The organism is Streptomyces sp. NPDC048419, assembly GCF_043200415.1.
In the GTDB taxonomy this organism is placed as follows: Bacteria; Actinomycetota; Actinomycetes; order Streptomycetales; family Streptomycetaceae; genus Streptomyces.
This window is the reverse complement of record NZ_JBICXT010000022.1, coordinates 104,218-127,622: the sequence shown is the minus strand read 5'-3', so window position 1 is coordinate 127,622 and position 23,405 is coordinate 104,218. Positions and strand designations below refer to the sequence as shown.

Here is a 23,405-nt window from a genome sequence, read left to right as displayed (position 1 = left end):
GGGGGCTCAGACCTTGCCCGCGGCGAACGTGGCCGCCGCGTCCGCGTCGGCCGTATAGCCGAGGTGGGCCAGCACGTCGTCCCCGCCGTTCTCGCAGACGGGATCGCCCTTGGCGCAGAAGTCGATCGTACGGCTCTGGTAGGTGCCGGTGACGCTTCGGCCGAGGGCCCGGATCGGGTTGCCGAAGAGCAGGACCGCTGCGACCTTCGGTTCGAGGGCAGCTGGGATCGTCGCCACGATGGGGCTCCCGACGACAGCGCCGTCGCTGCTGATCCCTGTCGAGTTGTCGACGACGTTCGCGCCCTGCGAGTAACCGACGAGAATGAACCGCTGATTGGGGCAGACTGCCGCCTGGGCTTTCACGTGGTTCACCAGGTCCGCGTTTCCCTGTGCTGCCGACGTCGCGGAAAGGTCGGCGGGATAGTTCACGGCATAGCTGGACAGGCTCTTGCCGGTCAGTTTCTTCTGGAGTGCGGAGAACACCGGGTCGCCGACGATGAGGCCGAGCGTGCCGGGTTCGAAAGTGCCGCGTGCCGCCGCGACGTCGATGTCCGAGCAGGTCGCGGCCGATGCGGTGGGGGCGTCGATGGTGGTCAGCCCGACCCCGCCTGCGGTCAAAGTGAGCGCGGCCAGGCATAAGGGAATTCGGATTCGGCGAGTACGCATGGGGATCCTTTGCGGGTGGGGCGCTTGACGCGCCTGCGAAAAAGGATGTCCCGAAGGTATTCGCGTTTCCTGACAGGGTGTTATGGACGGGATTTCAGAAATCCCGCGGTTTGTTGTTCTGTCGTTAGTACTCCAGCCGCAGGTGGTGATCTTGCCGGTGGTGCCGTCCTCTATCCCAGCGTGAGCATCGCCTCGGTGACCTCGCCGACCGCCGCATCGGGGATCGCAGTGGCGGCATCATCGAGGACGAGCAGCCGTGCCCCGGGGATCTCGCGCGCGATCGCCTCGCCGTTGCCGACGGGGAAGAACCGGTCGCGGCGGCCGTGGACGACGAGCGTGGGGACCTTGATCTCGGGCAGGCGCTCGCGCCAGCGGGGTGTGCAGTCGAGCCTGGCAAACACCACGCCCATCTGGTTGGCCATCTGGACCGGGGGCGCGGTGCCGGGCGTGCGGTCCCAGATGCGTGCAGCCCTTGCACGCGCGGCGACGGGGTCGTTGCCGAGGATCTCCGCGCCGGTGGCGGCGAACTCCGCAACCGCCCCGCGGTCGGTCCAGTCGGGCATCGGATACGCGAACAGCCGGCTCATCGTCGCCTGGTCATGGTCGGGGAGGTCATCATCGACCGGGCCAGGAGCGACCGCGCGGGTGCCGACCAGGGTGAGCGCCGAGAACGCTTCCGGATGGTCGAGCACGGCCACCTGGGCGACCATCCCGCCGACGCCGATCCCCGCGAGGTGCGCGGGTCGCCGGCCGAGCGCGTCGACAAGCGCCGCCGCGTCGGCGGCGAGGTCGCGCAGTGTGTAGGCGGGCGCCTCCGGATCCGTGGTCGTCGACTCTCCGCTGTCGCGCAGGTCGTAGCGCACTACGCGGCGCCCTCCGGCGGCGAGGCGCTCGCACAGCGCGTCCGGCCAGGAGAGCATCGTCGTCCCGCCCGCGAGCAGGACGAGCGGCGCGCCGTCGTCACCGAACGACTCGACGCCCAAGGCGATCTCATTGACGTTGACAGTGGTCATTCTTCGAGTCATACCGAGGCAGACCCGCTCCGACGCCCAAACTCATCGCTCAGGGGTTGTTCAGGGTTGCGGCAGGGTTGAGGTAGGGGAGTCACCGATAGCGGTCGGCCGGTCCGGTCAGCAGGCTGTCGTTCATGTCGAACACCACTGCTGATACTCCTGGCCCGTCGCTCGCCCGTCGTGCAGCTGTCACCCTCGCCAGTGCCGGTGCGCTGGCAGGTCTCGCAGGGGCGTACGCGCCGGGCATCGCGTACGCCGAAGCGCACTCCACCACCGCCCGGCCCGCGTCTCTCTTCCGTGACTGCCCGACGCTTCCCATCGGGGTCGACCCGGCCCGCTGGAGGTGCGAAGTGCACACAGCAGCACCGCAGTTGACGGTCGGCAAGGTCACCGTGAAACTCGCCCCGATCACCATGACCCACGCCGAGGGGCCGATGCCGGACGGCACCAACGGGCAGGTGTGGGGCGCGATGCACAGCGCACCGACCGCAGTCCCGGGCGGCCTGAGCGGCACCGCCGCAGGTGAGTACGCGCGGCAGCTCCGCCTGTCGATCAAGCCGGAGTACGGCGGCCGATCCGACTTCTACACCGGGACAATGAGCCTGCGCTTCCGGCTGTCGAGCCCCCTGCTCTCGCACGGGTGCACCATCGGGGCGAGCGCACCGGTCGACTTCCAGCTCAAGCGGTCGGGCCCCTCCGAGTGGATCTCGCAGGATCCGCCACTGATCAAGTTCTCGGCGTACGACGACACCTTCGCGGCCCCCGCCGCCGAAAACTGCGGCCCGATGACAGCGCCCCTGAACCGGCGGCTCGGACTGCCGGCGGCGAGCGGAAACCTGATGACCTACGACGCGACCTACACCTTCCGGATGTACGACCAGCTGGCGACGTCCTGATGGGTGACGGGCGCGTCTCGCTCAGGTGATCACTGGTCGGACCGGTCCACCTCGTCCAAGCGCACAGCTGCCGACGGCGTAGAGGAACGCAGCGCCAGGATCAGATCAAGGCGGGCTTCCGGGTCGTGCAGGCAGTCGCCGAAGAGTTTTTCCAGTTGGCGTAGGCGGTAGCGGACCGTTTGCGGGTGGACGTGGAGGCGGGTGGCGACGTCGGGCACGTTGCTGCCGCTGAGCAGCCAGGCCAGCAATGTTTCGGCCAGGCGGGCTCGTTGGCCCTCGGACGCGGCGCTCAGGGGAGCCAGGGCCCGCGCGGCGACGTGGGCGAGGAGCGGCTCGTCGCTGTGGAGCAGCAGGGTGGAGAGGTGGTCGGCGCAGCGGACGGCGCCTTGGCGGGGAAGGATCCCGCGGCCCATCAAGCCCAGCGCCCGCGTGGCCCAGTGCAGCGACCGTGCGGCCTCGGCGAGCGGGACGGTTGGGCCGATGGCCGCCGGACGGCCGCCGATGCCAAGGACGAAGGCCCGTCCGCCGAACCGTCCCGAGCCCTCCGGATCCGGCACGAGCACCCGCGGCGGCCGGGCCTCCATGTCCATCAACGCGCCCGGCATGGTCGGCAGTTGGTTCTCGAAGTGACCGTCCGCCGAAGACACCAGCGCTACGACGGCCACCTGCGCGGGCACCCGCCACCGTGCCCCGTGCGCCAGGTCCTGCACCGTCTCCGGCGACACCGGCCCGTCGTCCAGCAGGAGATCGAGGAGTCGCCTGCGGCGCCGCTCCAGCTCGTGTGCGTTGCGCGCCTGCGCCTCCGCGTATCCGGCGGCGGCTGCCTCGGCGACCTCGTGCACCGTGCGGAATGCCAGTTCGCCCAGCGCGGCCACGGTAGCGGTGTCCAGGCCGAGTTCGTCCGCCGTACGGCCCATCAGCCGCCAGGCGTGCAGACCTCCCACCCGCAGCGCCGACTGCAGCGCGTCCAGGCTGCGGCCCTCCAGGGCCTCGCCGCGCCCGAGTTCGTAGTACGTCGCCGCGATCGACGCGCCCTGGCCGCACGGATCGGCGATGTGGTCGACGAACAACGTGAGCGCCTGCACCACCCCGGCCCGCAGATTGCGGCGGTACGTGCCGTCGGCGGGACGCGCGTACTCGGGCACCTGGCGGCACACCTCCTCCTCCACCTCGTCGGCGACGCGCTCGAGTTGGGAGAACAGCAGCTCGGCCAGCTCGGGCGGAACCGCGGCGGTGCCGGGTTCGCCGGGCCTGCCGCGCGGGGTGGGGACGGCCACGACGGACGCTCCTTTCCCCCGGAGGCGGCTCGCCCATGGACCGGTGCCCGTGGGACGAGGGGAACGTCCTGTGTTCGACGGGCGCCCCCTGCGCTCCGTTCCGTGCCCCGGCTGCACCGACATCACTCCGGCAGCCCCAATGCACCGGCGAGCATCGGCCACGAGGCGCTGAACTCCCCTTTCCAGTAGGCCCAGCTGTGTCCGCCGCCCGAGTAGTAGTGCGTGGTGACCGGGATGCCGAGCAGGGCGAGGGTGTCGGTGAAGAGGTGCGCGGACGGCCACAGCAGGCTTTCCAGCGCTTCGGGCAGCCAGTCGCCGAGGCCGCCGGCGACACCGCTGCCGCTGGAGACGTACAGCGGTGTGCCGCGCAGTCCGGTCGCGCGGGCCCGCGGATTGAAGTCGCGCCAGACGAGCAGGTCGAGGATCGGGCTGCCCCAGAGCGAGTGGGGCGCAAGGCTCTCCCGGGCCACGATCGCGTCCACGAGGGCGGGCACGCCGACGGCCATGGTGTCGAGGATGCCGCTGTAGGAGGCCGCGGCGGCGAACGCCCCCGGATGGCGGGCCGCGTGCGCCATCGCGCCGTAGCCCCCGGTGGACACGCCCGCCACGGCCCGCACGCCGGAGGCCCGGTAGTCGCGGGCGAGCAGCGCAGGCACCTCCTGGACCTGGAAGGTCTCGTAGTCCGCGCCGCTGCGCCAGGCGGTGGGGAGACCGGTCGGGCCCGCCTCCGGCATGGCCACGATCAGGTCGCGGCCCTCGGTGAAGGCCTCGATGTCCGTCTCCCGGGTCCACGACGTGTAGTCGTCGTGGGCGCCGTGCAGCAGGTACAGCACGGGATAGGTGCGGCCCGTCTGCGTGTCGAAGCCGGACGGCAGGATCAGCCGTACCGCCGCGCTACGGCCCAGCGCGGCGGAGGCCACCGACACGTCGAAGGTGCGCGCGCCGACCTGGGTCGCGGCCCGGGCGCGTCCGGCGGCCGTGACGCCGAACAGGGCGGCCAGTCCCGTGACGGCCGCGGCCCTGGTGACGGAGCGTCGGGAGATTCCGGCGGTGCTGTACGGCATGGCGGCTCCTCAGTCCGGTTGAGCATCCGGCCGGGCGGTGTCGTCCGGCGAGGCGAGCACGCGCCGCAGATGCGCGGCGATCTCGTCGACGTGCGGCGGGTCGAGCAGCGACAGGTGGTGCCCCGGCACCGGTACAACGGTCAGCCGTGGACACACTTCGTCCCAGCCGAGCGCGTCGTCGTCCCGCTCGTAGGCCGGGTCGCGCACCGTGTGCGGGGCCGGTGCGGAGGCCCGGTACAGGACCACCGGCCCTTCGTAGACGCCCGGTTGGTGTGCCTCACCGCATCTCAGGTCCACGTAGGAGGCACGCTGGTGCTCAAGTGCGGCAGGCGGCACCTCGACGGCGTCGAGCAGGGTCCGCAGTACGCGGTCGATGCGCTCGTGGTCGTCGTCCGTCGCCACGAGATCGTCGTACGGCAGCCGCAGTTCGACTCCGTAGGTGTCGGCGACGTGCCTGGCGAAGCCCGTCAGGTGCGCGCGGATGCGGTCGGCCGGCGTACGGCCCGGTTGGGGGAGGGGCCGTACCGAATCGATGAGGACGACCCTCTCCACCACTCGCCCGGCGGCGACGAGTTGGCGTGCCGTCTCCTGGGCGAGGAAGCCGCCGAACGACCAACCTCCGAGCACATATGGCCCGTTGGGGTGGTCGGCGGCAATCGCCTCGGCGTGCCGGCGCGCCTTCTCCGGCACGCTACGGGCGTCCTCGATCCGCTCCAGGCCGTACACCGTCCGGTCGCCGCCTAGCCGTTCGGCGAGCGCGCGGTAGACCTCGGTGGGGCCGCCCGCCGCGTGGAAGAGGAACAGCGGGGGCTGCGCGCCGCCGGTGTGCAAGGTCCGCAGGAGAGTGGACCCGGATATCGCCTGGTCGATCCGGTCCGCCACCTCGCCGACCGTGGCCGCGCCGAACAGCGCGCGCAGGGGAAGCCCGACGGCGAACTCCCGCTCCAGGGCTGTGCGGATGCGGACGGCCATCAGGGAGTCGAGGCCGAGGTCGGCCAGTGCCGTCGCGGCGGTGATGCGGGTCGATGGATGGCCGGTCACGGCGGTGATGTGTCTGCTGACGCGGGCGGCGACCGACATGTCCGAACCCACGGGGGCGGCGGCTGCGACGGGTTCGCCCCAGCGTTCCGTGGCCGGTGGGGTGGCTGAGGTGCGGCCGTCCGTCCACCAGTACCGCGTGTGCCGCCAACGCGGCGCAGGCAGGTCCATGACGCGTCCCGGCGGCAGGGGGAGTGGCAGTCCGGCCGCGAACAGCGCGCCCAACTCGGCCTGAAACACGGTCGATTCATCCGTGTCGCGGCGCACCGTGCCCACGGTCAGCGCGCCGGGCACCGTGTCGGCGACGGACCGGCCCAGCACCGGGTGCGGCGAGACCTCGAGGAAGGCGGTGTGGCCGTCCTCCGCGGCCGCCGCCAGCGCCCGGTCCAGTCGTACGGGCCGGCGCAGGTTGGCTGCCCAGTGCGTCGCGTCGAACACGCAGGGGCCGCGCGGGTCGTCGAGCACGGTGGAGTAGACGGGGATGCGCGAGCTGCGACCCCGGACGTCCGCCAGGGCCTCGGTCAGTTCCGGCAGGAGCGGGTCCACCTGGGGGCTGTGCCCGGCGCCGACGACCCGCATGGTGCGCGCGGTACGGCCCTGCTCCTCCTGCTGATGCACCAGCCGTGCGACCGCGGCCTCGTCGCCGGTGACGACCTTTTGCCGGGGCGATGAGTGGACGGCCACCTGCACGTCAGGAAAGTCCCGTGCCAGCGCGGGCAGTTCACCGTCGTCCAGGTCGACCACGGCCATCGCGCCTCCCTGCAATCCGCCCAGCAATCGGGCCCGTACGGCGACGACCCGCGCCGCGTCCGGCACGTCCAGCGCGCCCGCGCAGACCGCGGCGGCCACCTCGCCCAAGGAGTGGCCGATGACGGCGACGGGTTCGACACCGTAGGAACGCCACAGGTCGGCGAGTGCCAACTGCATCCCGAACAACATGGGTTGAGCGATTTCCAGGCGATCGAGCGGTCCGCCGGACGTCAGTTCCTCATGGAACGAGAATCCGAACTCGTCGGAGACCTGTGCGTCCAGCTTCTCCACGGCGGCGGCGAAGGCGGGCTCCTCGGCCAGCAGCCGGCGCCCCATGCCGGGCCACTGGCTGCCGTATCCGGAGAAGACCCAGACCGGCCCGCGTCCGATGAGATCACGGTCGCCGGTCAGTACGTGCGCGTGCGGGCGCCCACCCGCCAACGCGCTCAAGCCATCGGACAGTTCGTGTCCGTTCCGTGCCACGACTGCGGCTCGTACGGGACCACGCCCCGAACGTCCCGCGAGCGTGCGAGCCAGGTCCGCCACGCGCGCCGTGCCCCCCTCGGGCGTGCCCAGCCACGTCGCGAGCCGTTGCGCGGTGTCGCGGACCCGCGCGGTGTCGATGTCGGAGAGGAGGTGGAGGCGGGCCGCGGGCTCCTCACCCGGGGGAAGTGGGAGGACGCCGGGCCGCCATTCCTCCAATACGGCATGGGAGTTGGTGCCGCCGAATCCGAAGCCCGACACCCCGGCGACGGCGGTGCCGCCGTAGCGCGGCCAGGGCTCGGGCTCGGTCACCACGCGCAACCGAGAGTCGTTGACGGCGCTGCCCTGCGCGCAGTGCAGCGACGGCGGGATGCGGTCGTGATGCAGCGCGAGGACCATTTTGACCAGGCCGGCGATGCCCGCGGCGGATTCCAGATGACCGAGGTTGCCCTTCACGGAGCCGAGGAGGAGGGGCTGTTCGGGATCGCGGCCCGCGCCCAGCACGGCGCCGAGGGCACCGGCTTCGATGGGGTCGCCGAGTGGGGTGCCGGTGCCGTGAGCCTCGACGTGGTCGACGTGCGCGGGGGACAGCCCGGCCCGTGCGTAGGCGGTGGTCAACAGGGACTGCTGGGCTGCCGGGTTGGGAGCGAGAAGACCGTTCGAGCGGCCGTCGGAGTTTACGGCGGTGGCGCGGATGACGGCCAGGACGCGGTCGCCGTCCCGTTCGGCGTCGGACAGCCGTTTCAGCAGGACGGCCGCGCAGCCCTCCCCGCGCCCGATGCCGTCGGCCGCCGTGGAGAAGGGCTTGCAGCGGCCGTCCGGTGCGAGCGCGCCCGCACGTCCGAAGGCGACGCCGACGACGGGCGACAGCAGCAGGTTGACGCCGGCGGCGATCGCCGTGTCGCTCTCGCCGGTGCGCAGGCTGACGCAGGCGTGGTGCACCGCGACCAGCGAGGAGGAACAGGCGGTGTCGACGGCCATGCTGGGCCCGCGGGTGTCGAGGACGTAGGCCAGCCGTCCCGCGGTCACACTGAGGGCCGCGCCCGCCGGGGCCCACGGGTCGACGGCGGCCGGGTCCGCGCCGGTGAGCTGCCCGTACTCCGGGGCCGAGACGCCGACGAAGATCCCGGTGGACGTACCGGCGAGCGCTGTGGCCGGGACGGCGGCGTGGTCGAGTGTCTCGCGCACGACCTCCAGAAGGATCCGCTGCTGCGGGTCCATCACCGCGGCCTCGCGCGGGCTGATGCGGAAGAACTCGGCGTCGAAGCCCGCGATGTCGTCGAGATAACCGCCGTACGTGGGCGCCTCGTCGGGCGAAAAAGGCGCGAAGTCGCCCCATCTGGCCTCGGGTACGCGTCTGATCGCGTCGATTCCCTCGTCCAGCAGCCGCCAGTAGTCGGCCGGCCCGTGCACCCCGCCGGGCAGCCGACAACCGACCCCGATGACCGCGATCGGTTCGCCGGGCGCGACCGGGGGAGGCAACGTGACCGAGGGTGGGAACGTGACCGGTACGGCCGCGAGTTGGGCCGCCGTACCGCACAGGTGCGCCACCAGCGCGTCGCCGGTGGGCGCCTCCCACAGCAGGGTGGCCGGCAGCTCCCGGCCCGTCAGCAGGGACAGCTCCCCGGCCAGCACGACCGCGTCCCGCGAGGACATGCCCAGATCGGCCAGGGGACGGTCCATCGGGACGTGGTCGGCGGGGGCGCCGTGCCAGGCGGCCACCCGTTCGGCGAGCAGGCGGCGCACCGCGCCCGCGTCGACGGCCCTCATTCCGCGGTCTCCGCCGCGTAGGCGCCCTCCAGATAGCGGGCGCGGGTGAGCGCCCGCGACACCTTGCCGCTGGACGTGCGGGGCACGGTGCCCGGCGCGACTAGCACGACGTCGGCGAGCCGCAGCCCGTGCCGCACGGAGACGGCCGCGCGCACGGCTCGGGCCAGGGCCGGTACGTCGATGTCGGCGAGGCTCAACGCCCGTGCGTGCTCGGCCACGACCACCACCCGTTCACCCGCACCTCCCGGCACCGCGAAGGCGGCGAGCCGGTCGCGCCGCACGGCAGGATCGGCCTCCTGCACGGTGGCCTCCACGTCCTGCGGATAGTGGTTGCGGCCGTCGACGACGATCAGGTCCTTCAGCCGGCCCGTCACGATCAACTGCCCGTCCAGCACCGTGCCGAGGTCGCCCGTGCGCAGCCAACGGCCGCCGGGAGCCTCCTCGTCGGCGTCTTCGCCGATCGTGGCGCCGGTCGTGGGGGTGATCGTGACGCCGGCCCTGGGGCTCAGCTTGGCGTCGAAGACGCGTCGCGTCTGGGGCTCGTTGTCCCAGTAACCGCGCCCCACGTTGGGCCCTTGCACCCAGATCTCCCCGACCTCCCCTTCGGCGAGCAGGGCGCGGGAGACTGGATCGACGATGCGCACCCGCTGGCCCGCAGGCGCCCCGCAGCCCGCCACCAGCACGGCTCTGGGATCGTCCGGCCGCGCGGGCAGGGCCTTGCCGGAGGCGAGTGCGGCACGGTCGAGGGTGAACCGGGCGATCGGCTCGCCGGGCCGGGCGGCACTGACGAAGACCGTGGCCTCCGCGAGACCGTACGAGGGACAGTGCGCCCCAACGGGCAGCCCCTGCGCGGCGAACGCTGCGTGGAAGCGGTCCGCGGTGCCGGGCCGCACGGGCTCGCTGCCGTTGATCAGCGCGGCGACGCCGTCCAGCCGCAGGTCCGCCTTCTGCGCCTCGGTGACAGCGGAGGCGCAGTAGTCGTAGGCGAAGTTGGGTGCGGCGCTGATCGCCCGCGGATGCGCCGCGAGCAGCCGTAGCCAGCGCGCCGGTTCGTGCAGGAACGCGGCCGGGTCCATGACGACCGACAGCCCACCCCGTACGACAGGAGCCGCGACGCTCAGTACGAGCCCCATGTCGTGGTAGAGCGGCAGCCAGCCCACGCAGGTCACCGGGTGCGCGTCCGCACCGTAGGCGGTCAGCGCCTGTCGGGCGTTGGCGACGACGTTGGCATGGGTGATCTCTACGCCCGCCGGGGCGCGGGTGGAGCCGGAGGTGTACTGGAGGTAAGCGGTCGACTCGGCGTCCGGCGCGGGAGGTTGCCACTCCTGGGAGGCGGCGTCCGGCACCTGGTCGACCGCGAGGACCGGAACCCCCGTGCGCTCGCAGAAGTCACGCACCTCCTCCAGAGCGCGGCCTGTGGTCAGCACGACCGTGGGACGCGCGTCGGCCAGCACCCCGGCGAGCCGGTCACCGTGCCCGGGCAGGCTCGGCGGATACAGGGGTACGGCGGCCAGCCCCGCGGACAGAGCGGCGAGGAAGCCGGTGACGTACTCCGTCCCCTGCGGACACAGCAGTGCGACGCGCGCCCCCGGCTCGGCCTGCTCACCGAGCCGGGCGGCCAGCGCCCGCACCCGCACGTCCAGGCGCTTCCAGGTCAGGGTGCGATGCACCCCGCGCGAGCCCGGCGCGGGGTGGTCGACGAAGGTGAACGCCCTGCGGTCCGGAGTGGTTTCGGCCCAGTGCCGCACGTACTCGGGCAGAGTCCGGTACGCGGGCGCGAGCGGGGGGCGGCGGCTTTCCATACGGGCGTGGCTCCTCACATCGCGGTTCGGCCGGCGGGTCGTGCCGATGTCACATGGCGGGTCGTGCCGATCTCGCATGGCGGGTCGTGCCGATCTCACATGGCAGGTGATGCGGGTCAGAGCGGGATGTTCCCGTGCCGGCGCTCAGGCATCGGGGCGCGCTTGCCGCGCAGGGCGCGCAGCGCGCGGCAGATGTGGGCGCGGGTGTCACGCGGGGCGATGACGGCGTCGATGTACCCGCGTTCCGCGGCGGGGTACGGCGTCCCGTGGGTGCTCTCGTACGCGGCGACGAGACGCGCGCGCAACGCCTCGGGGTCGGCGGCGGCGGCGAGTTCACGCCGGTGCAGCACGCCGACCGCGCCGTCCGCGCCCATCACGGCGATACGGGCGGTGGGCCAGGCGAGGTTGACGTCCGCGCCGAGATGCTTGGAGCCCATGACCGCGTACCCGCCGCCGTAGGCCTTGCGGACGACCACGGTGACCTTCGGGACGGTGGCTTCGGCGTACGCGTAGAGGAGTTTGGCGCCGCGCCGGATGATGCCGGCCCGCTCCTGGCGCACGCCCGAGAGATAGCCGGGGACGTCGGTGAAGGTCAGCAGCGGTATGCCGAACGCGTCGCAGAACCGCACGAACCGCGCCGCCTTCTCGGAGGCGTCGATGTCCAGGACACCGGCCGAGTGCAACGGCTGGTTGGCGACGACCCCGACGCCGGCCCCCTCGATCCGGGCCAGAGCGCAGATGATGTTCGGCGCGAACAGCTCCTGCACGTAGAGGAGTTCACCGTCGTCCACGACCGACTCCAGGACGACCCGCATGTCGTAGGCCTGCCCGGACCGGTCGGGCACGACCCGGTCGAGCAGATCCCCGTCGGGGGCGGACCCGGGTGCGTAGGTCGGCGGCCGCTCAAGGTTGTTGGCGGGCAGATACGACAGCAGGTCGCGTACGGCGTCCAGGGCGTCCTCCTCGTCGGCGGCGAGGAAGTGGGCGTTGCCGTTGACGGTGTTGCTGGTGCGGGCACCGCCCAGATCCTCGGCGGTGGTGCGCTCCCCGGTGACCGCCTCGATGACGTCGGGGCCGGTGACGAACATGTGCGAGGCGCCGTCCACCATCACCGTGAAGTCGGTGATGGCCGGCGAGTACGCGGCACCGCCCGCGCACGGGCCGAGAATGACGGAGATCTGCGGTATCACTCCGGACGCCCGCACATTGCGGCGCACCAACTCCGCGTAGAGGGCCAGCGAGACGACGCCCTCCTGGATACGGGCGCCGCCGGAGTCGTTGAGCCCGACGACCGGACAGCCCGTCTTCAGCGCCAGGTCCATCAGGGCCACGGTCTTCTCGCCGAACGCCTCGCCCATGCTGCCGCCGAAGACGGTGGAGTCCTGCGCGAACACGCAGATGGGCCGCCCGTCGACGGTGCCGTAACCGGTCACGACCCCGTCGCCGTACGGGCGTTGAGCACCGTCAGCGGTCGGCCGGGCCCGTACGAACAACCCGGTCTCGCAGAAGGAGTCCGCGTCGAGCAGCCGCTCGATCCGCTCGCGCGCACCGAGGGCGCCGCGTCGTCTCGGCACCCCCGGAACCGTCGCCTGGGCATGACGCCGCTCCAGGTCGGCCATGCGCCCATCGGTGCCGTCCGGCGCTGTCGCTCTCACAGTCGCCGCCGTCGTAACTGTCGCCGTGTTCCGGGATGTTGTCGCCTCACGCGTCACAGCCACCTCCGAAGTTGCTTTCGAATATGGCAGCGAGGTTGGAGAGGGATTGGTTGATTGCCGCTCTGTTTGCGGGAGTTGAGTCTCGCGGAACGACGGTTGCTCCGGAGGTGACAAGGGTTGGGGTGTGCCGGGAGGTTTCCGGTCAGGAAGTGGCGGTACGGGCGGCACGGTGGCGCCGGACCGCGTCACGGTTGGCGCAGCGCTGGGAGCAGTAGCGCTGTCGGCCGGTGCGGGAGGTGTCGGCGAAGATCGTGGAGCACTCGGTGACGTCGCAGCGCCGCAGCCGGTGCATGCCACGTCCCGTCAGGTGCAGGGCGGTGCCCACCGAGATCAGCGACAGCAGCAGCTTGCCGAGCGGCTGATGGTCGTCGCGGTAGTGCACGTGCCAGCCGCTCCCGGAGTGGTTGGTCATCCGCGGATAGGCGGAGGCGGACGCTAGCATCGCGTTGAGCAGCCCGGCCCGCTCGTGTTCGTCGCCCGCGTCGACGATCTTCTCCCACGCGTCCAGCGCCTCCATGGTGTCGGCGAGGTCCTCCGGGGTGACCGGGTGGTCCAGAACCAGCCCGGCGACCCGGCAGCGCTCCGCGAGGTCCTCGGCGTCGGCGGGACGCCGGTTGGCCAGGTCGGCGGCCAGGTTCACGGCATCCTCGCCGTAAGGGTTGAGATGCATAAGACCATTACAGCAGTCTGGTGTACATGCCACAACGCACCGGTATCACGACCGCCACCACCACTGCCGTACGGCAGGCCGGGGAGTACGACCTCGTGGAGCTCCTGCGCCTGCGGACCCTGCTCTTCGACGACCTCGGCGGCGACTTCTTCAACCCCGCGACGGATGACGGCAGTTGGCTGGACACCCTGGCCGTGGTGCTGAAGGACCAGCTGACCGCGGATGACGTGCGCATCTTGGTGGTGGACGGCGGCGACGGCGACGCTGGTGGTCTCGCGGCCTGTGGCATCGGCACGATCGAGCAGCGACTGCCCGGACCGCATCTGCGCAACGGGCGCATCGGGCATGTCATCGGTGTGATCACCGACCCCGCTCACCGGCGTCGCGGCCACAGCCGGGCGATCATGCGGGGCCTGCTCGACTGGTTCCGCGACCGCGAGGTCGCCCGCGTGGACCTCTACGCCTCCCCCGAGGGCGAGCCCCTCTATCGCGATCTGGGCTTCACAGACCTTCCGGATCCCGCGCTGTACTGGCGCCCGTGATCTGAATCGTCTCGCCCTTCAGTCGGTTACGCCGCCGGTGTATTTCTCCAAGACACAGACGCGTTGTAGTTGACTGCGCTCAATTGCCTGTTCCGGGCCCAGGATTTTGCCATGGGCCGGGCCAACTGGCCTCCCGCGCTACCCCATCCGGTGGCTTATGACCGCCGAAGCGTTATTCCGCCTTGCGATTTCCTGATTATTCCACTGTCCGGCTCTTGGTACTGACCAGCTGTCACCAAGCTCTGAACCAAGTCGAGGAGAGTGGAATCAATGACGACATCGCCGAGATGGCGATCCGTTCTGGCGTCAGCCACCATGGTCGCCGCGCTCGCCACCACCCCACTAACAACCCCGCTGTTCGCCTACGCCCAGGACGACAATGTCCCGGCGACCCCACACCCGGAGCAGTCGTCCGGTACCGGGTCTCAATCCCAGCCGGCGGAGGCGGTACCCCAGGCACACCCCGCACCGCCGGCGCACGAAACGAAGCCGGAGAAGCCGGGCCATGACTCCAAGCCCGACAAGCCTGGGCATGAGTCGAAGCCCGACAAGCCTGGCCACGAGGGCAAGCCGAGTCATGAGGGCAAGCCTGGGCATGAGGGCAAGCCGGGTCACTGGACCAAGCCGGAGAAGCCGTCGCACCCGGCCAAGCCGGAACACCCGTCGAAGCCGGAGTACCCGGCGCACCCGGTCAAGCCCGAATACCCGGCGCACCCGGTCAAGCCCGAATACCCGGCGCACCCGGTCAAGCCCGAATACCCGGCGCACCCGGTCAAGCCCGAATACCCGGCCCATCCGGTGAAGCCCGAATACCCGGCGTTCCCCGTGAAGCCCGAGTATCCGTCGAAGCCGGTGTATCCGGTCTACCCGGTGAAGCCGGAGATGCCCGCGTATCCGGTGAAGCCGGAGTATCCGGCGCAGCCTGTGAAACCGACCTTCCCCTCGAAGCCGGTTTACCCGATGCTGCCGCAGATGCCCATGTACCCGGTGAAGCCGGCGTACCCCTCGAAGCCCATGATGCCCGCGTATCCGGTAAAGCCGGAGATGCCTGCTTACCCGGTCAAGCCTGCGTACCCGACGAAGCCGGAGATGCCTGCTTACCCGGTCAAGCCGGTGTACCCGGAGAAGCCGGCGATGCCTGCCTATCCGACGAAGCCCGCCTACCCCGTGAAGCCGGCGATGCCTGCCTATCCGGAGAAGCCTGCCTATCCGACGAAGCCGGCCATGCCGACGTACCCGGAGAAGCCCGCGTATCCGACGAGGCCCGCGATGCCTTCGTACCCGGAGAAGCCTGCGTACCCGACGAAGCCGGCCTATCCGTCGCAGCCCGAGCGGCCTGCCTACCCCGCGAAGCCGGAAATGCCCGCGTATCCGTCCAAGCCGGAGCGCCCGGCCTACCCGGAGAAGCCTGCGATGCCGGCCTACCCGGCGAAGCCGGAGAAGCCTGCGTACCCGGAGAAGCCTGCGTACCCGGAGAAGCCTGCGTACCCGGAGAAGCCTGCGCAGCCGGAGAAGCCCGCGTACCCGGAGAAGCCCGCGTACCCGGAGAAGCCCGCGCAGCCGGAGAAGCCCGCGTACCCGGAGAAGCCCGCGTACCCGGAGAAGCCTGCCTACCCGGAGCACCCGGCCAAGCCGGAGCGGCCTGCTTACCCCGAGCACCCGGCCAAGCCGGAGCAGCCCGCCTACCCCGAGCACCCGGAGAAGCCTGCCTACCCGGAGCACCCGGCCAAGCCGGAGCAGCCCGCCTACCCCGAGCACCCGGTCAAGCCGGACCACCCCTCGCAGCCCATGGCGCCCGACCACCCGGCGATGCCCATGAAGCCCGACCACCCCGCGATGCCGATGAGGCCCGACCACCCGTCGACGCCCGACATCCCGTCAAAGCCGGACTACCCGTCGCATCCGACGAAGTCCTCGTGGTGACACCGCGCCTCCTACCGCAGGAGTTCGCGGCGAGATAACCGCCTCGCCGCACCCGTCGGCACCGGAGACACCGACGAGGCGGCGCGGGGGTGATCACGTGAAGGGCGCCTGACAGGCAACTGCTCTGTCAGGCGCCCTCGCACGTCCGGAACCGTACGACGAGGACCCTCCGGCCGGGGGAGTCGGAGTTGAAGAACCGGGTAATGGTGTCCCCGATGAACACGTACTTCGCCGTGGACGGCCCACCCGGCGACTTCCCCACGCCCGGCCGCACCGGCCTGCGGAACGACGACCGGCGTGACTCCGCGCGGCAGTTCGCCGCCGGACGGCGCAGCCTGCTTACCTCGCCCACCGACGCCGTACGACCACGGCTGTCGCCGCCCCGCTCCGAGCCCGCCGAGCAGACCGCCCATCCGCACAGGATCCCGGTCCGCGAGCTGACCCATGTCTCCTGAACCCGCCCGCATCGTGCACCGATCCCGCGTGGAGTGGTCGGACACCGACGCCTCCGGCCACTACCACAACGCGGCGATCGGGCGGTTCGTGGAGGCGGCCGAGGCGGCGCTGGTGCGCGAGCGGGGCGTCGTCGGCTACTTCGGTGCCGCGCCGCGTGTGCGCTACGAGGTCGACTTCGCGTCGCCCCTGTGGTTCGGGCAGGAGGTGACGACCGTCCTGGTCGTGGAGCGCATCGGCACGTCGTCGATGACGTTCGGGTTCGAGGTGTGGGGCGAGGAGCACGAGAGCCGGCCGCGCAGTCTCGCGGCCTCCGGCCACTACACGGTCGTACACGTGCCACCGCGGGACGAGCGGGTCAGCGAGCCGTGGCCGGCCGAGTGGGTCAAGGCCCTGACCGCGGCTTCTCCGGATTCCGGCACCGACGGCGAGGGCGTTCGACAGCCGTAGCCGCCCTATGGACGTCGCTTCGGCACACTCGTAGACAGTCCCGTTCTCGATTTCTCGATCTGGAAGGCACGCGATGTCTGATCAGGGCTTCGACGCGGTGGTCATCGGGGCGGGTGTCATGGGGTGCTCGCTCGCTCACGCCCTGGGCGCGGGTGGGCGTCGAGTCTGCGTCGTCGAGCGGGGGCCGGCTGCCGGGAGCGGGTCCACCAGCGCCTCCTCGGCCGTGATCCGCTTCAACTACTCGACCTGGGAGGGCGTCGCGAGCGCCTGGGAGTCCAAGCACGCCTGGGAGGACTGGCGCGGACACCTCGGCGGAGGCGACGAGGCGGGACTGGCCCGCTTCATCAGGACCGGCGGCCTGCTCCTGGACTCGCCCGGCCAGGACCGTGCCAAGGTGTCGGCCCTGTTCGACCGGGCCGGAGTGCCGTACGACGAGTGGGACGCGACGACGATCCGCGAGCAGCTGCCGCTGCTGGACACCGGTCGCCATCACCCGCCCAAGGCCATCACCGACGAGGCATTCTTCGACGAGCCGACCGGCGAGGTGCGGGGCTGCTGGACACCGGACTGCGGATTCGTCGACGACCCGCAGCTGGCCGCGCACAACCTGATGTCCGCCGCCGTGCGCCATGGAGCCGCCTTCCGGTTCCGTACGGCGGTCACGGGCATCACGGCGCGCGACCGCGTCACCGGCGTCGACCTCGCCGACGGCACCCGGCTGTCGGCCCCTGTCATGATCAACGCGGCCGGTCCCCACTCGGGAGCGGTCAACGAACTCGCGGGCGTCGGGGCGGACTTCGCCGTCTCCACCCGACCGCTGCGCCAGGAGGTGCACGAGGTGCGCGCCCCCGACGGCCTCGGCCGCGACGGCGGAGGGCTCCTGGTCGCCGACCCGGACCTCGGCACGTACTTCCGGACCACCCCGAGCGGCGGGCTCCTCGTCGGCGGCACGGAACCGGAGTGCGATCCGCTGCAGTGGCTGGACGACCCCGACGACTACCACCTGCATCCCACGAAGGCGATCTACGACGCCCAGCTCTACCGCGCCGCCCGCCGCGTCCCCAGCCTCACCGTGCCGCACACCCCGCGCGGCATCGCCGGCGTCTACGACGTCTCCGACGACTGGATCCCGATCTACGACAAGACGTCCCTGCCGGGGTTCTACGTCGCGATCGGAACCAGCGGAAACCAGTTCAAGAACGCCCCCGTGGTCGGCCTGTTCCTGACGGCGATCATCGATGCCTGCGAGAACGGCCGGGACCACGACAGCGTCCCCGTTCGGCCGAGGCTTCCACGCACCGGCCACGAGGTGGACCTCTCGCACTACAGCCGCAGGCGCAGGATCAATTCCGACAGCAGCTTCAGCGTCATGGGGTGACCAGTCATGAACCGCCGGACCGAGCAGACTCCACACCGCAACACCAGAGAGATCGAGCAGGGCATCCACACGGACCTGCACCGACAGACCACGTACGGCGGCTATCTGCGGCTCGACCGGCTGCTGTCCGCGCAGCAGCCGTTGAGCGACCCGCCCCACCACGACGAACTGCTGTTCATCATCCAGCACCAGACGTCCGAGCTGTGGTTCAAGCTCGTCATCCACGAACTGCGCGAGGCGATGCGCCGGTTGGCGGCGGACGAGCTCCGCCCGGCCCTCAAGTCCCTCGCCCGGATCAAGCACATCCAGCGCCAACTCGTCGACCAGTGGGCGGTGCTGGAGACGCTGACCCCGAGCGAGTACGCCGAGTTCCGCGGCACGCTCGGCCAGGCCTCCGGTTTCCAGTCGGCGCAGTACCGCGTGGTGGAGTTCCTGCTCGGCAACAAGAACGCACGCATGACCGAGGTCTTCGCCCACGACCCGCAGGCACGCGAGGCCCTGCGGGAGGCGCTCGAACTACCCACGCTCTACGAGGAGTTCCTGCGCCACCTCGCCCGCGCCGGCCACCCGGTCCCCGACGATCTGCTGCAGCGGGACGTCACCCGGGCCCACGCCTTCCACGACGGCCTGCTGCCCGTCCTGAAGGAGATCTACGACCACCCAGAGGAGCACTGGGAGGCCTACGAGACCTGCGAGGCGCTCGCCGACATCGAGGAGAACTTCCAGCTGTGGCGCTTCCGCCACCTCAAGGTCGTCACCCGGGTCATCGGCTTCAAACGGGGCACCGGCGGTTCCAGCGGCGTCGCCTTCCTGAAGGCCGCCCTGGACCTGACCTTCTTCCCCGAACTCCTCGCGGTCCGCACCGAGATCGGCTGACTACTGCTCGGGTTCACCTTGAATCAGCGCCCGCCCAAGACCCCGAGCAGCTCCGCGAGCCGGCGCTGATCCGTGGGCGGCAGATCCGCTGGCAACTCCCGCTCCACGGCGGACCGTACGGCAGCGACACGGTCGGTCAACTCCATGCCGGTCGCCGTCAGGTGCAGATGGACGATCAGCCGGTCCCGTGCGTCACGTTCGCGCCTCACCGGACCCGCTCCCTCCAGGCGGTCGACGTGCTGGGTGAGCACGCCCGCGCGGACCGAGCCGGCCACCTCGCCCGTAGTGCGCCGGTAGGGATCACCGCTCTCGTGCAGTGCGACGAGCACCTCGAAGGCGGACAGGCTGATGCCGTACTCCTTGACCGTCCGTGCGAGCAGCGTCTGATGGCGCAGCGAGCACTCGCTCAGCAGGGCGAAGAGGCGGGTGGGGGAGGGCGGGGTTCCGACTGGGGAGGTAGCCTCCGCGGGCTCTGGGGCTTCGCCGCTGCGGGGCGCTTCTTCCGCTGGGGGCGCTTCTTCCGCCGCGTCGGTCTCCTGTGCCGGGGAGATCCTGGCCTGTCACGTGTGCCTCGTCCACCCCCCGCGCCTCACGGCCGCCGGCGAGTGCGTCGGCCATGGCGGGGCCCAGGTGGCGCGAAGGCACGGAGGCTGCGGGTTCTGAGCGAAGATGTACCGCTCCATGATCACGCCGAAGAAGATGCTGCGGACCATCGCGGTCCGCACGTCGGCCTGCGCAGAGCTGCCCAGGAGGCGGGAGAGGGGGACGCCACCTGCTCTTCGAGGACCGTGCGCAGTAGTTCGGCGCTGGGTGCGGGGGTGAGGGCCGAGCTGATCAGCGCGGGCCAGGGGTCATGGGCGGGGAGGCGGTCCCACCGGTCGAGGTGGGCGCGCGCCAGGACGCCCGGCAGACGCGGCGGGTCGTTCCCGGCCTCCTCCAGGACCTGTGCCGTCACGCCGGCGTCGCTGCCCACCGCCTCGCGGAACCACGCCCTACCGCGGCGCGTGCCGCCCCGAGACGGTGTTCGCGATGGAGCGGGCCATGGACCGGCTGGCCGCGAAACTCGGCATCGAACCGCAGCAGCTGCGGGCCCGCAATCTCGTGCAGCCCCACGAGATGCCCTACCTGACCGGCCTTGTGGACCGCTCGGGAAAGCCACAGTCCTACGACTCCGGGGACTTGCCCGAGCTGCTGCGCCGCGCCGTCGCCCGGGCGGACATCGAGCAGGTACGCGCCCGGCAGAGCGAGGGGGCACCTGAGGGTCGGCACCTCGCCATCGGCTCCGGTATGTACATCGAAGCCACCGGTCTCGGACCGTTCGAGACCGCACGCATCGACATCACTCCCGCCGGACGCGTCCGGCTCGCCATCGGCGCGCCTCCCAGGGGCAGGGGCACGGCACCTCCATGGCGTAGATCGCGGCCGATGCCCTGGGCGTGCCCTTCGACGCCGTCGACGTGGTCGGCGGCGACACCCACGCCACCCCCTTCGGCGTGGGCACCATCGCCAGCCGGGCCCTGGTCAGCGCGGGCAACGCCACTCACCGCGCCGGACACACCGCGCGCGAGAAGGTTGTCGCGGCCGCGGCCCGCCGGCTCGGGGTCCCCGCCGGCGGACTCGACCTCCGCGAGGGCGTCATCACTCCCAAGGAGAGCGAGCGCCCCTCACTTACCCTCGCCGGATGCGCCGCCCTGCCCGGCACCCCGGAACCCGCCGACGGCCGGCACGGCGCCGAACTCAGCGAGACCGTCCACTTCCGCCCACCGCACTTCGCCGTGGCCAGTGGCGCGCGCACGCCTCCGTCGTCGAGGTCGACGAGCACACCGGCGAGATCGACATCCTGCGGTATGTCGTCGTCCCTGACGCGGGCAACATCGTGAACCCGATGATCGCGGAGGGCCAGGTCACCGGCGGCATCGCCCAGGGCATCGGCGGCGCCCTCTACGAGGAGATGATCTACGGTCCCGACGGCCAGCCGCGCACCGGCACGCACATGGACTATCTGGTGCCCACCAGCTCGGAGATCCCCGACCTGGACATGGATGAGATCTTCACCTCAAGCCCCCTGAACGACCTCGGCGTCAAGGGGCTCGGAGAAGGAGGCGCGATCGCGCCGCAAGCCGCCCTCGCCAATGCCGGGGAGGACGCGCTGCGCCCGTTCGGCGCGGTAGTACGGCGCGGACCCCTCCTCACCGAGCCGGGTCCGCGACCTGATCCGCGCCGACACCGAGCACCGCTGAGCGGCACACGCACGACCGACACCGCACCCGCACCCCAACACCCGCCGAACGACCTCCGATTGGACGACAAGCAGATGCAGCTCGACCACGCCTTCCGCGTCCCGACGGACCCCGACACCGCGTGGAAACTGTTCCTCGATCTCGACCGAGTCGACCCGTGCATGCCTGCGCGGTGCTCGACAGCCTCGACGGCGAGGCGTCCACGGGCCGCTTCAAGGTGAAGGTCGGTGCGGTGCAGATGAGTTCCGCGGTGAGGGAACGGTGACCCGCGACGAGGCCGGGCGTTCCATGGTCCTCGACCTCCACGGCAGCTAGGCCCGCGGCGCCGGAACGGCATCCGCCACGGTCACCGCGCACCTCGGCGCCGATCCGGCCGGCACCCGGGTCCAGGTGAGGACCGAACTCGACATCACCGGCCGCCCGGCACAGCTCGGCCGCGGCATCATGGCCGAGGTCGGCGACCGCATCGTGCGGCAATTCGCCTCCCACTTCGAAGAGTTGCTGCGCAATCCGGTCTCGGTCTCGGACCCGGTTCCGCAGCCGGGAGCACGGCCGGCGGTCGGTCGGGAGCCCGAGGCCGTCGACCTCGGACCCGCGGCCCTGCTCGTCCTGCTCAAAGAGCTGTCGTCCCCGCGGCGGCGATCTTGCTGACGGTGGTGGTCATCAGGGCTGTCGGGCGCCGTTCCGCCCGTTGAGTGGGCACGGAGACGGGCGCCTGGAGGCAGGTTCCGAGCTGAGAGGGCCCGATCACCGGAGACCCGGGTGGCCTGCGCCGTGCTAGCGTAGAGCATTTGCAGCGTCGCCGTGCCGGTGCCCAGCTCAGGGTCCCTGGCCGGTGGCCGCGTCCCCGCCGCGCCTTCCTCGGTACGGTCCCTTCGGAGGAAGGCTTTCTGTGAGCGAATCAGCACGTGCCGATGGCCGGCAGCAGGATGTGTCCGAGGCGTCGGACACCACTTCGGCGCCGCCCGCGATGGAGTCCTTCGCGCAGATGGGGCTGCCGGCCGAGGTGCTGCGGGTGCTCGCCGAGCACGACGTGACGGTGCCCTTCCCCATCCAGGCGGCAGCGACGCCGCCCGCGCTCGCGGGACGGGACGTCCTGGGCCGGGGCCGCACGGGATCCGGCAAGACACTCGCCTTCGGGCTGGGGATGCTCGCCCGGACGGCCGGGCGGCGCGCGCAGCCCAAGGAGCCGCTGGCGCTCGTTCTGGTGCCGACCAGGGAGCTGGCGCAGCAGGTCGGTGAGGCGCTCGCCCCGTACGCCGAGGCACTGCGACTGCGGATCGCGACCGTGGTGGGCGGAGTGTCGATCGGTCGGCAGACCGCCGCGCTGCGGGACGGCGCCGAGATCGTCGTCGCCACGCCCGGTCGGCTGCACGACCTCATCGAGCGCAAGGGCTGCCGGTTGGGACGGGTGCGCATCACGGTCCTGGACGAGGCCGACCAGATGTGTGACATGGGGTTCCTGCCGCAGGTCACCGAGATCCTGGACCAGGTGCGTCCCGACGGGCAGCGCATGCTCTTCTCCGCCACCCTCGACCGCGACGTCGACCAGCTGGTGCAGCACTACCTGCGCGACCCCGCCGTGCACTCCGTGGACCCCTCGTCCAGCGCGGTCTCCGAGATCGAGCACCACGTCTTCGTCGTACACGGCCCGGACCGGTACGCCGTGACCACGGAGATCGCCGCCCGGGACGGCCGTGTCCTGCTGTTCCTGGACACCAAGCACGGCGTCGACCTGCTCACGCGGCATCTGCGGGCCAGCGGCGTGGCCGCCGCCGCCCTGCACAGCGGGAAGGCCCAGCCGCAGCGCACCCGGACGCTGGCCCAGTTCAAGAACGGACAGGTCACCGCGCTCGTAGCGACGAACGTCGCCGCACGTGGCCTGCACATCGACGACCTCGATCTCGTCGTCAACGTCGACCCGGCCACCGACTCGAAGGACTATCTGCACCGCGCGGGCCGCACGGCCCGGGCCGGCCGCTCCGGCACCGTCGTGACACTCGTCCTGTCGGGACAGCGCCGCGAGACGAGCCAGGTCATGGCGGACGCCGGGGTCGCTCCGAAGGTCACCAAGGTGCGGTCCGGCGAGGCGGAGCTGAGCCGGATCACGGGCGCCAAGGCCCCCTCCGGAACGCCGCTCGACGGCGGACCGGCCGCAGCGCGCCCCAAGAACCACAACGCCCCGTTCCGCGGCCTGGGCAGCACCAAGGACGCGAAGGCCGGATCCGGTGGTGGAACGGGAGGCGGTTCCGGCGGCCGGTCGTCCCGCAAGAGCAGCGAGGCCCGCAAGCTCGCGGAGGCCCGTAAGGCGGCCCGGGTGCGCCGCGGCGGCTGAGACCGGCCTCTCGGCCGGCCCCATCCGCCGCAAGCGAGATGGATCTTGCTGTTTGGCCCCGCTG

General features: G+C 71.4%; 19 protein-coding genes and 1 pseudogene. 10 read left to right on the top strand and 10 right to left on the bottom strand.

The window, feature by feature from the left end; all coding sequences use genetic code 11:
- Window positions 1-6: 6 nt before the first annotated feature.
- On the bottom strand, window positions 7-651 hold the full coding sequence (locus ACGFYN_RS35625) for a cutinase family protein (protein WP_393870097.1): 645 nt from the start codon (window positions 649-651) through the stop codon (window positions 7-9).
- A 185-nt stretch (window positions 652-836) separates the two neighbouring features.
- A complete protein-coding gene (locus ACGFYN_RS35620) occupies window positions 837-1,679 on the bottom strand; it encodes an alpha/beta fold hydrolase (RefSeq protein WP_393870085.1) in 843 nt (280 codons plus the stop codon).
- A gap of 134 nt (window positions 1,680-1,813) precedes the next feature.
- On the opposite strand from ACGFYN_RS35620, the gene ACGFYN_RS35615 reads away from it, so the two are divergent.
- Complete coding sequence (locus tag ACGFYN_RS35615; protein ID WP_393870084.1) at window positions 1,814-2,575, top strand: hypothetical protein; 762 nt, start codon at window positions 1,814-1,816, stop codon at window positions 2,573-2,575.
- A 29-nt stretch (window positions 2,576-2,604) separates the two neighbouring features.
- On the opposite strand, the gene ACGFYN_RS35610 is transcribed toward ACGFYN_RS35615, so the two are convergent.
- From ACGFYN_RS35610 to ACGFYN_RS35585, 6 genes are all read right to left on the bottom strand, one after another.
- Entirely contained in the window at window positions 2,605-3,852 is a 1,248-nt protein-coding gene (locus tag ACGFYN_RS35610; protein WP_393870083.1) for a PucR family transcriptional regulator, read from the bottom strand.
- A gap of 122 nt (window positions 3,853-3,974) precedes the next feature.
- On the bottom strand, window positions 3,975-4,916 hold the full coding sequence (locus ACGFYN_RS35605; protein WP_393870082.1) for an alpha/beta hydrolase: 942 nt from the start codon (window positions 4,914-4,916) through the stop codon (window positions 3,975-3,977).
- 9 nt (window positions 4,917-4,925) lie between these two features.
- Window positions 4,926-8,957 (bottom strand): beta-ketoacyl synthase N-terminal-like domain-containing protein, encoded by a 4,032-nt coding sequence (locus ACGFYN_RS35600; RefSeq protein WP_393870081.1) that lies wholly within the window; start codon window positions 8,955-8,957, stop codon window positions 4,926-4,928.
- A complete protein-coding gene (locus ACGFYN_RS35595) occupies window positions 8,954-10,759 on the bottom strand; it encodes a fatty acyl-AMP ligase (RefSeq protein ID WP_393870080.1) in 1,806 nt (601 codons plus the stop codon). The genes ACGFYN_RS35600 and ACGFYN_RS35595 overlap by 4 nt, the downstream gene beginning before the upstream one ends.
- A gap of 116 nt (window positions 10,760-10,875) precedes the next feature.
- Window positions 10,876-12,378, bottom strand: coding sequence for an acyl-CoA carboxylase subunit beta (locus ACGFYN_RS35590; protein ID WP_393870079.1), 1,503 nt, complete (start codon window positions 12,376-12,378; stop codon window positions 10,876-10,878).
- Window positions 12,379-12,616: 238 nt separating this feature from the next.
- Entirely contained in the window at window positions 12,617-13,144 is a 528-nt protein-coding gene (locus tag ACGFYN_RS35585; RefSeq protein WP_393870078.1) for a CGNR zinc finger domain-containing protein, read from the bottom strand.
- A 26-nt stretch (window positions 13,145-13,170) separates the two neighbouring features.
- Here ACGFYN_RS35585 and ACGFYN_RS35580 point away from each other — a divergent pair, with 26 nt between their 5' ends.
- The 6 genes from ACGFYN_RS35580 (at window position 13,171) to ACGFYN_RS35555 (ending at window position 18,766) form a co-directional block, all read left to right on the top strand.
- Complete coding sequence (locus ACGFYN_RS35580; protein WP_393870077.1) at window positions 13,171-13,686, top strand: GNAT family N-acetyltransferase; 516 nt, start codon at window positions 13,171-13,173, stop codon at window positions 13,684-13,686.
- Window positions 13,687-13,956: 270 nt separating this feature from the next.
- Complete coding sequence (locus ACGFYN_RS35575) at window positions 13,957-15,609, top strand: hypothetical protein (RefSeq protein ID WP_393870076.1); 1,653 nt, start codon at window positions 13,957-13,959, stop codon at window positions 15,607-15,609.
- A 215-nt stretch (window positions 15,610-15,824) separates the two neighbouring features.
- The gene (locus ACGFYN_RS35570) at window positions 15,825-16,064 is read left to right on the top strand and encodes a hypothetical protein (RefSeq protein WP_393870075.1); all 240 of its coding nucleotides are present in this window, start codon (window positions 15,825-15,827) and stop codon (window positions 16,062-16,064) included.
- Complete coding sequence (locus ACGFYN_RS35565) at window positions 16,054-16,512, top strand: acyl-CoA thioesterase (protein WP_393870074.1); 459 nt, start codon at window positions 16,054-16,056, stop codon at window positions 16,510-16,512. Before ACGFYN_RS35570 ends, ACGFYN_RS35565 begins: the two co-directional genes overlap by 11 nt.
- A 73-nt stretch (window positions 16,513-16,585) precedes the next feature.
- A complete protein-coding gene (locus ACGFYN_RS35560; RefSeq protein WP_393870073.1) occupies window positions 16,586-17,890 on the top strand; it encodes an NAD(P)/FAD-dependent oxidoreductase in 1,305 nt (434 codons plus the stop codon).
- A gap of 6 nt (window positions 17,891-17,896) precedes the next feature.
- Window positions 17,897-18,766, top strand: a complete 870-nt coding sequence (locus ACGFYN_RS35555; protein WP_393870072.1) for a tryptophan 2,3-dioxygenase — start codon at window positions 17,897-17,899, stop codon at window positions 18,764-18,766.
- Window positions 18,767-18,789: 23 nt separating this feature from the next.
- Here ACGFYN_RS35555 and ACGFYN_RS35550 read toward each other — a convergent pair whose 3' ends face one another.
- On the bottom strand, window positions 18,790-19,095 hold the full coding sequence (locus tag ACGFYN_RS35550) for a MarR family winged helix-turn-helix transcriptional regulator (protein WP_393870071.1): 306 nt from the start codon (window positions 19,093-19,095) through the stop codon (window positions 18,790-18,792).
- A gap of 356 nt (window positions 19,096-19,451) precedes the next feature.
- Window positions 19,452-19,721, bottom strand: coding sequence for a hypothetical protein (locus ACGFYN_RS35545; RefSeq protein WP_393870070.1), 270 nt, complete (start codon window positions 19,719-19,721; stop codon window positions 19,452-19,454).
- 481 nt (window positions 19,722-20,202) lie between these two features.
- On the opposite strand from ACGFYN_RS35545, the pseudogene ACGFYN_RS35540 reads away from it, so the two are divergent.
- The 3 genes and pseudogenes from ACGFYN_RS35540 (at window position 20,203) to ACGFYN_RS35530 (ending at window position 23,341) form a co-directional block, all read left to right on the top strand.
- A pseudogene (locus tag ACGFYN_RS35540) lies at window positions 20,203-21,227 on the top strand (molybdopterin cofactor-binding domain-containing protein).
- Between the two features lie 169 nt (window positions 21,228-21,396).
- Window positions 21,397-21,657 (top strand): hypothetical protein, encoded by a 261-nt coding sequence (locus tag ACGFYN_RS35535; RefSeq protein ID WP_393870069.1) that lies wholly within the window; start codon window positions 21,397-21,399, stop codon window positions 21,655-21,657.
- Window positions 21,658-21,976: 319 nt separating this feature from the next.
- Window positions 21,977-23,341, top strand: a complete 1,365-nt coding sequence (locus ACGFYN_RS35530) for a DEAD/DEAH box helicase (protein ID WP_393870096.1) — start codon at window positions 21,977-21,979, stop codon at window positions 23,339-23,341.
- The last annotated feature ends 64 nt before the right edge of the window (window positions 23,342-23,405 follow it).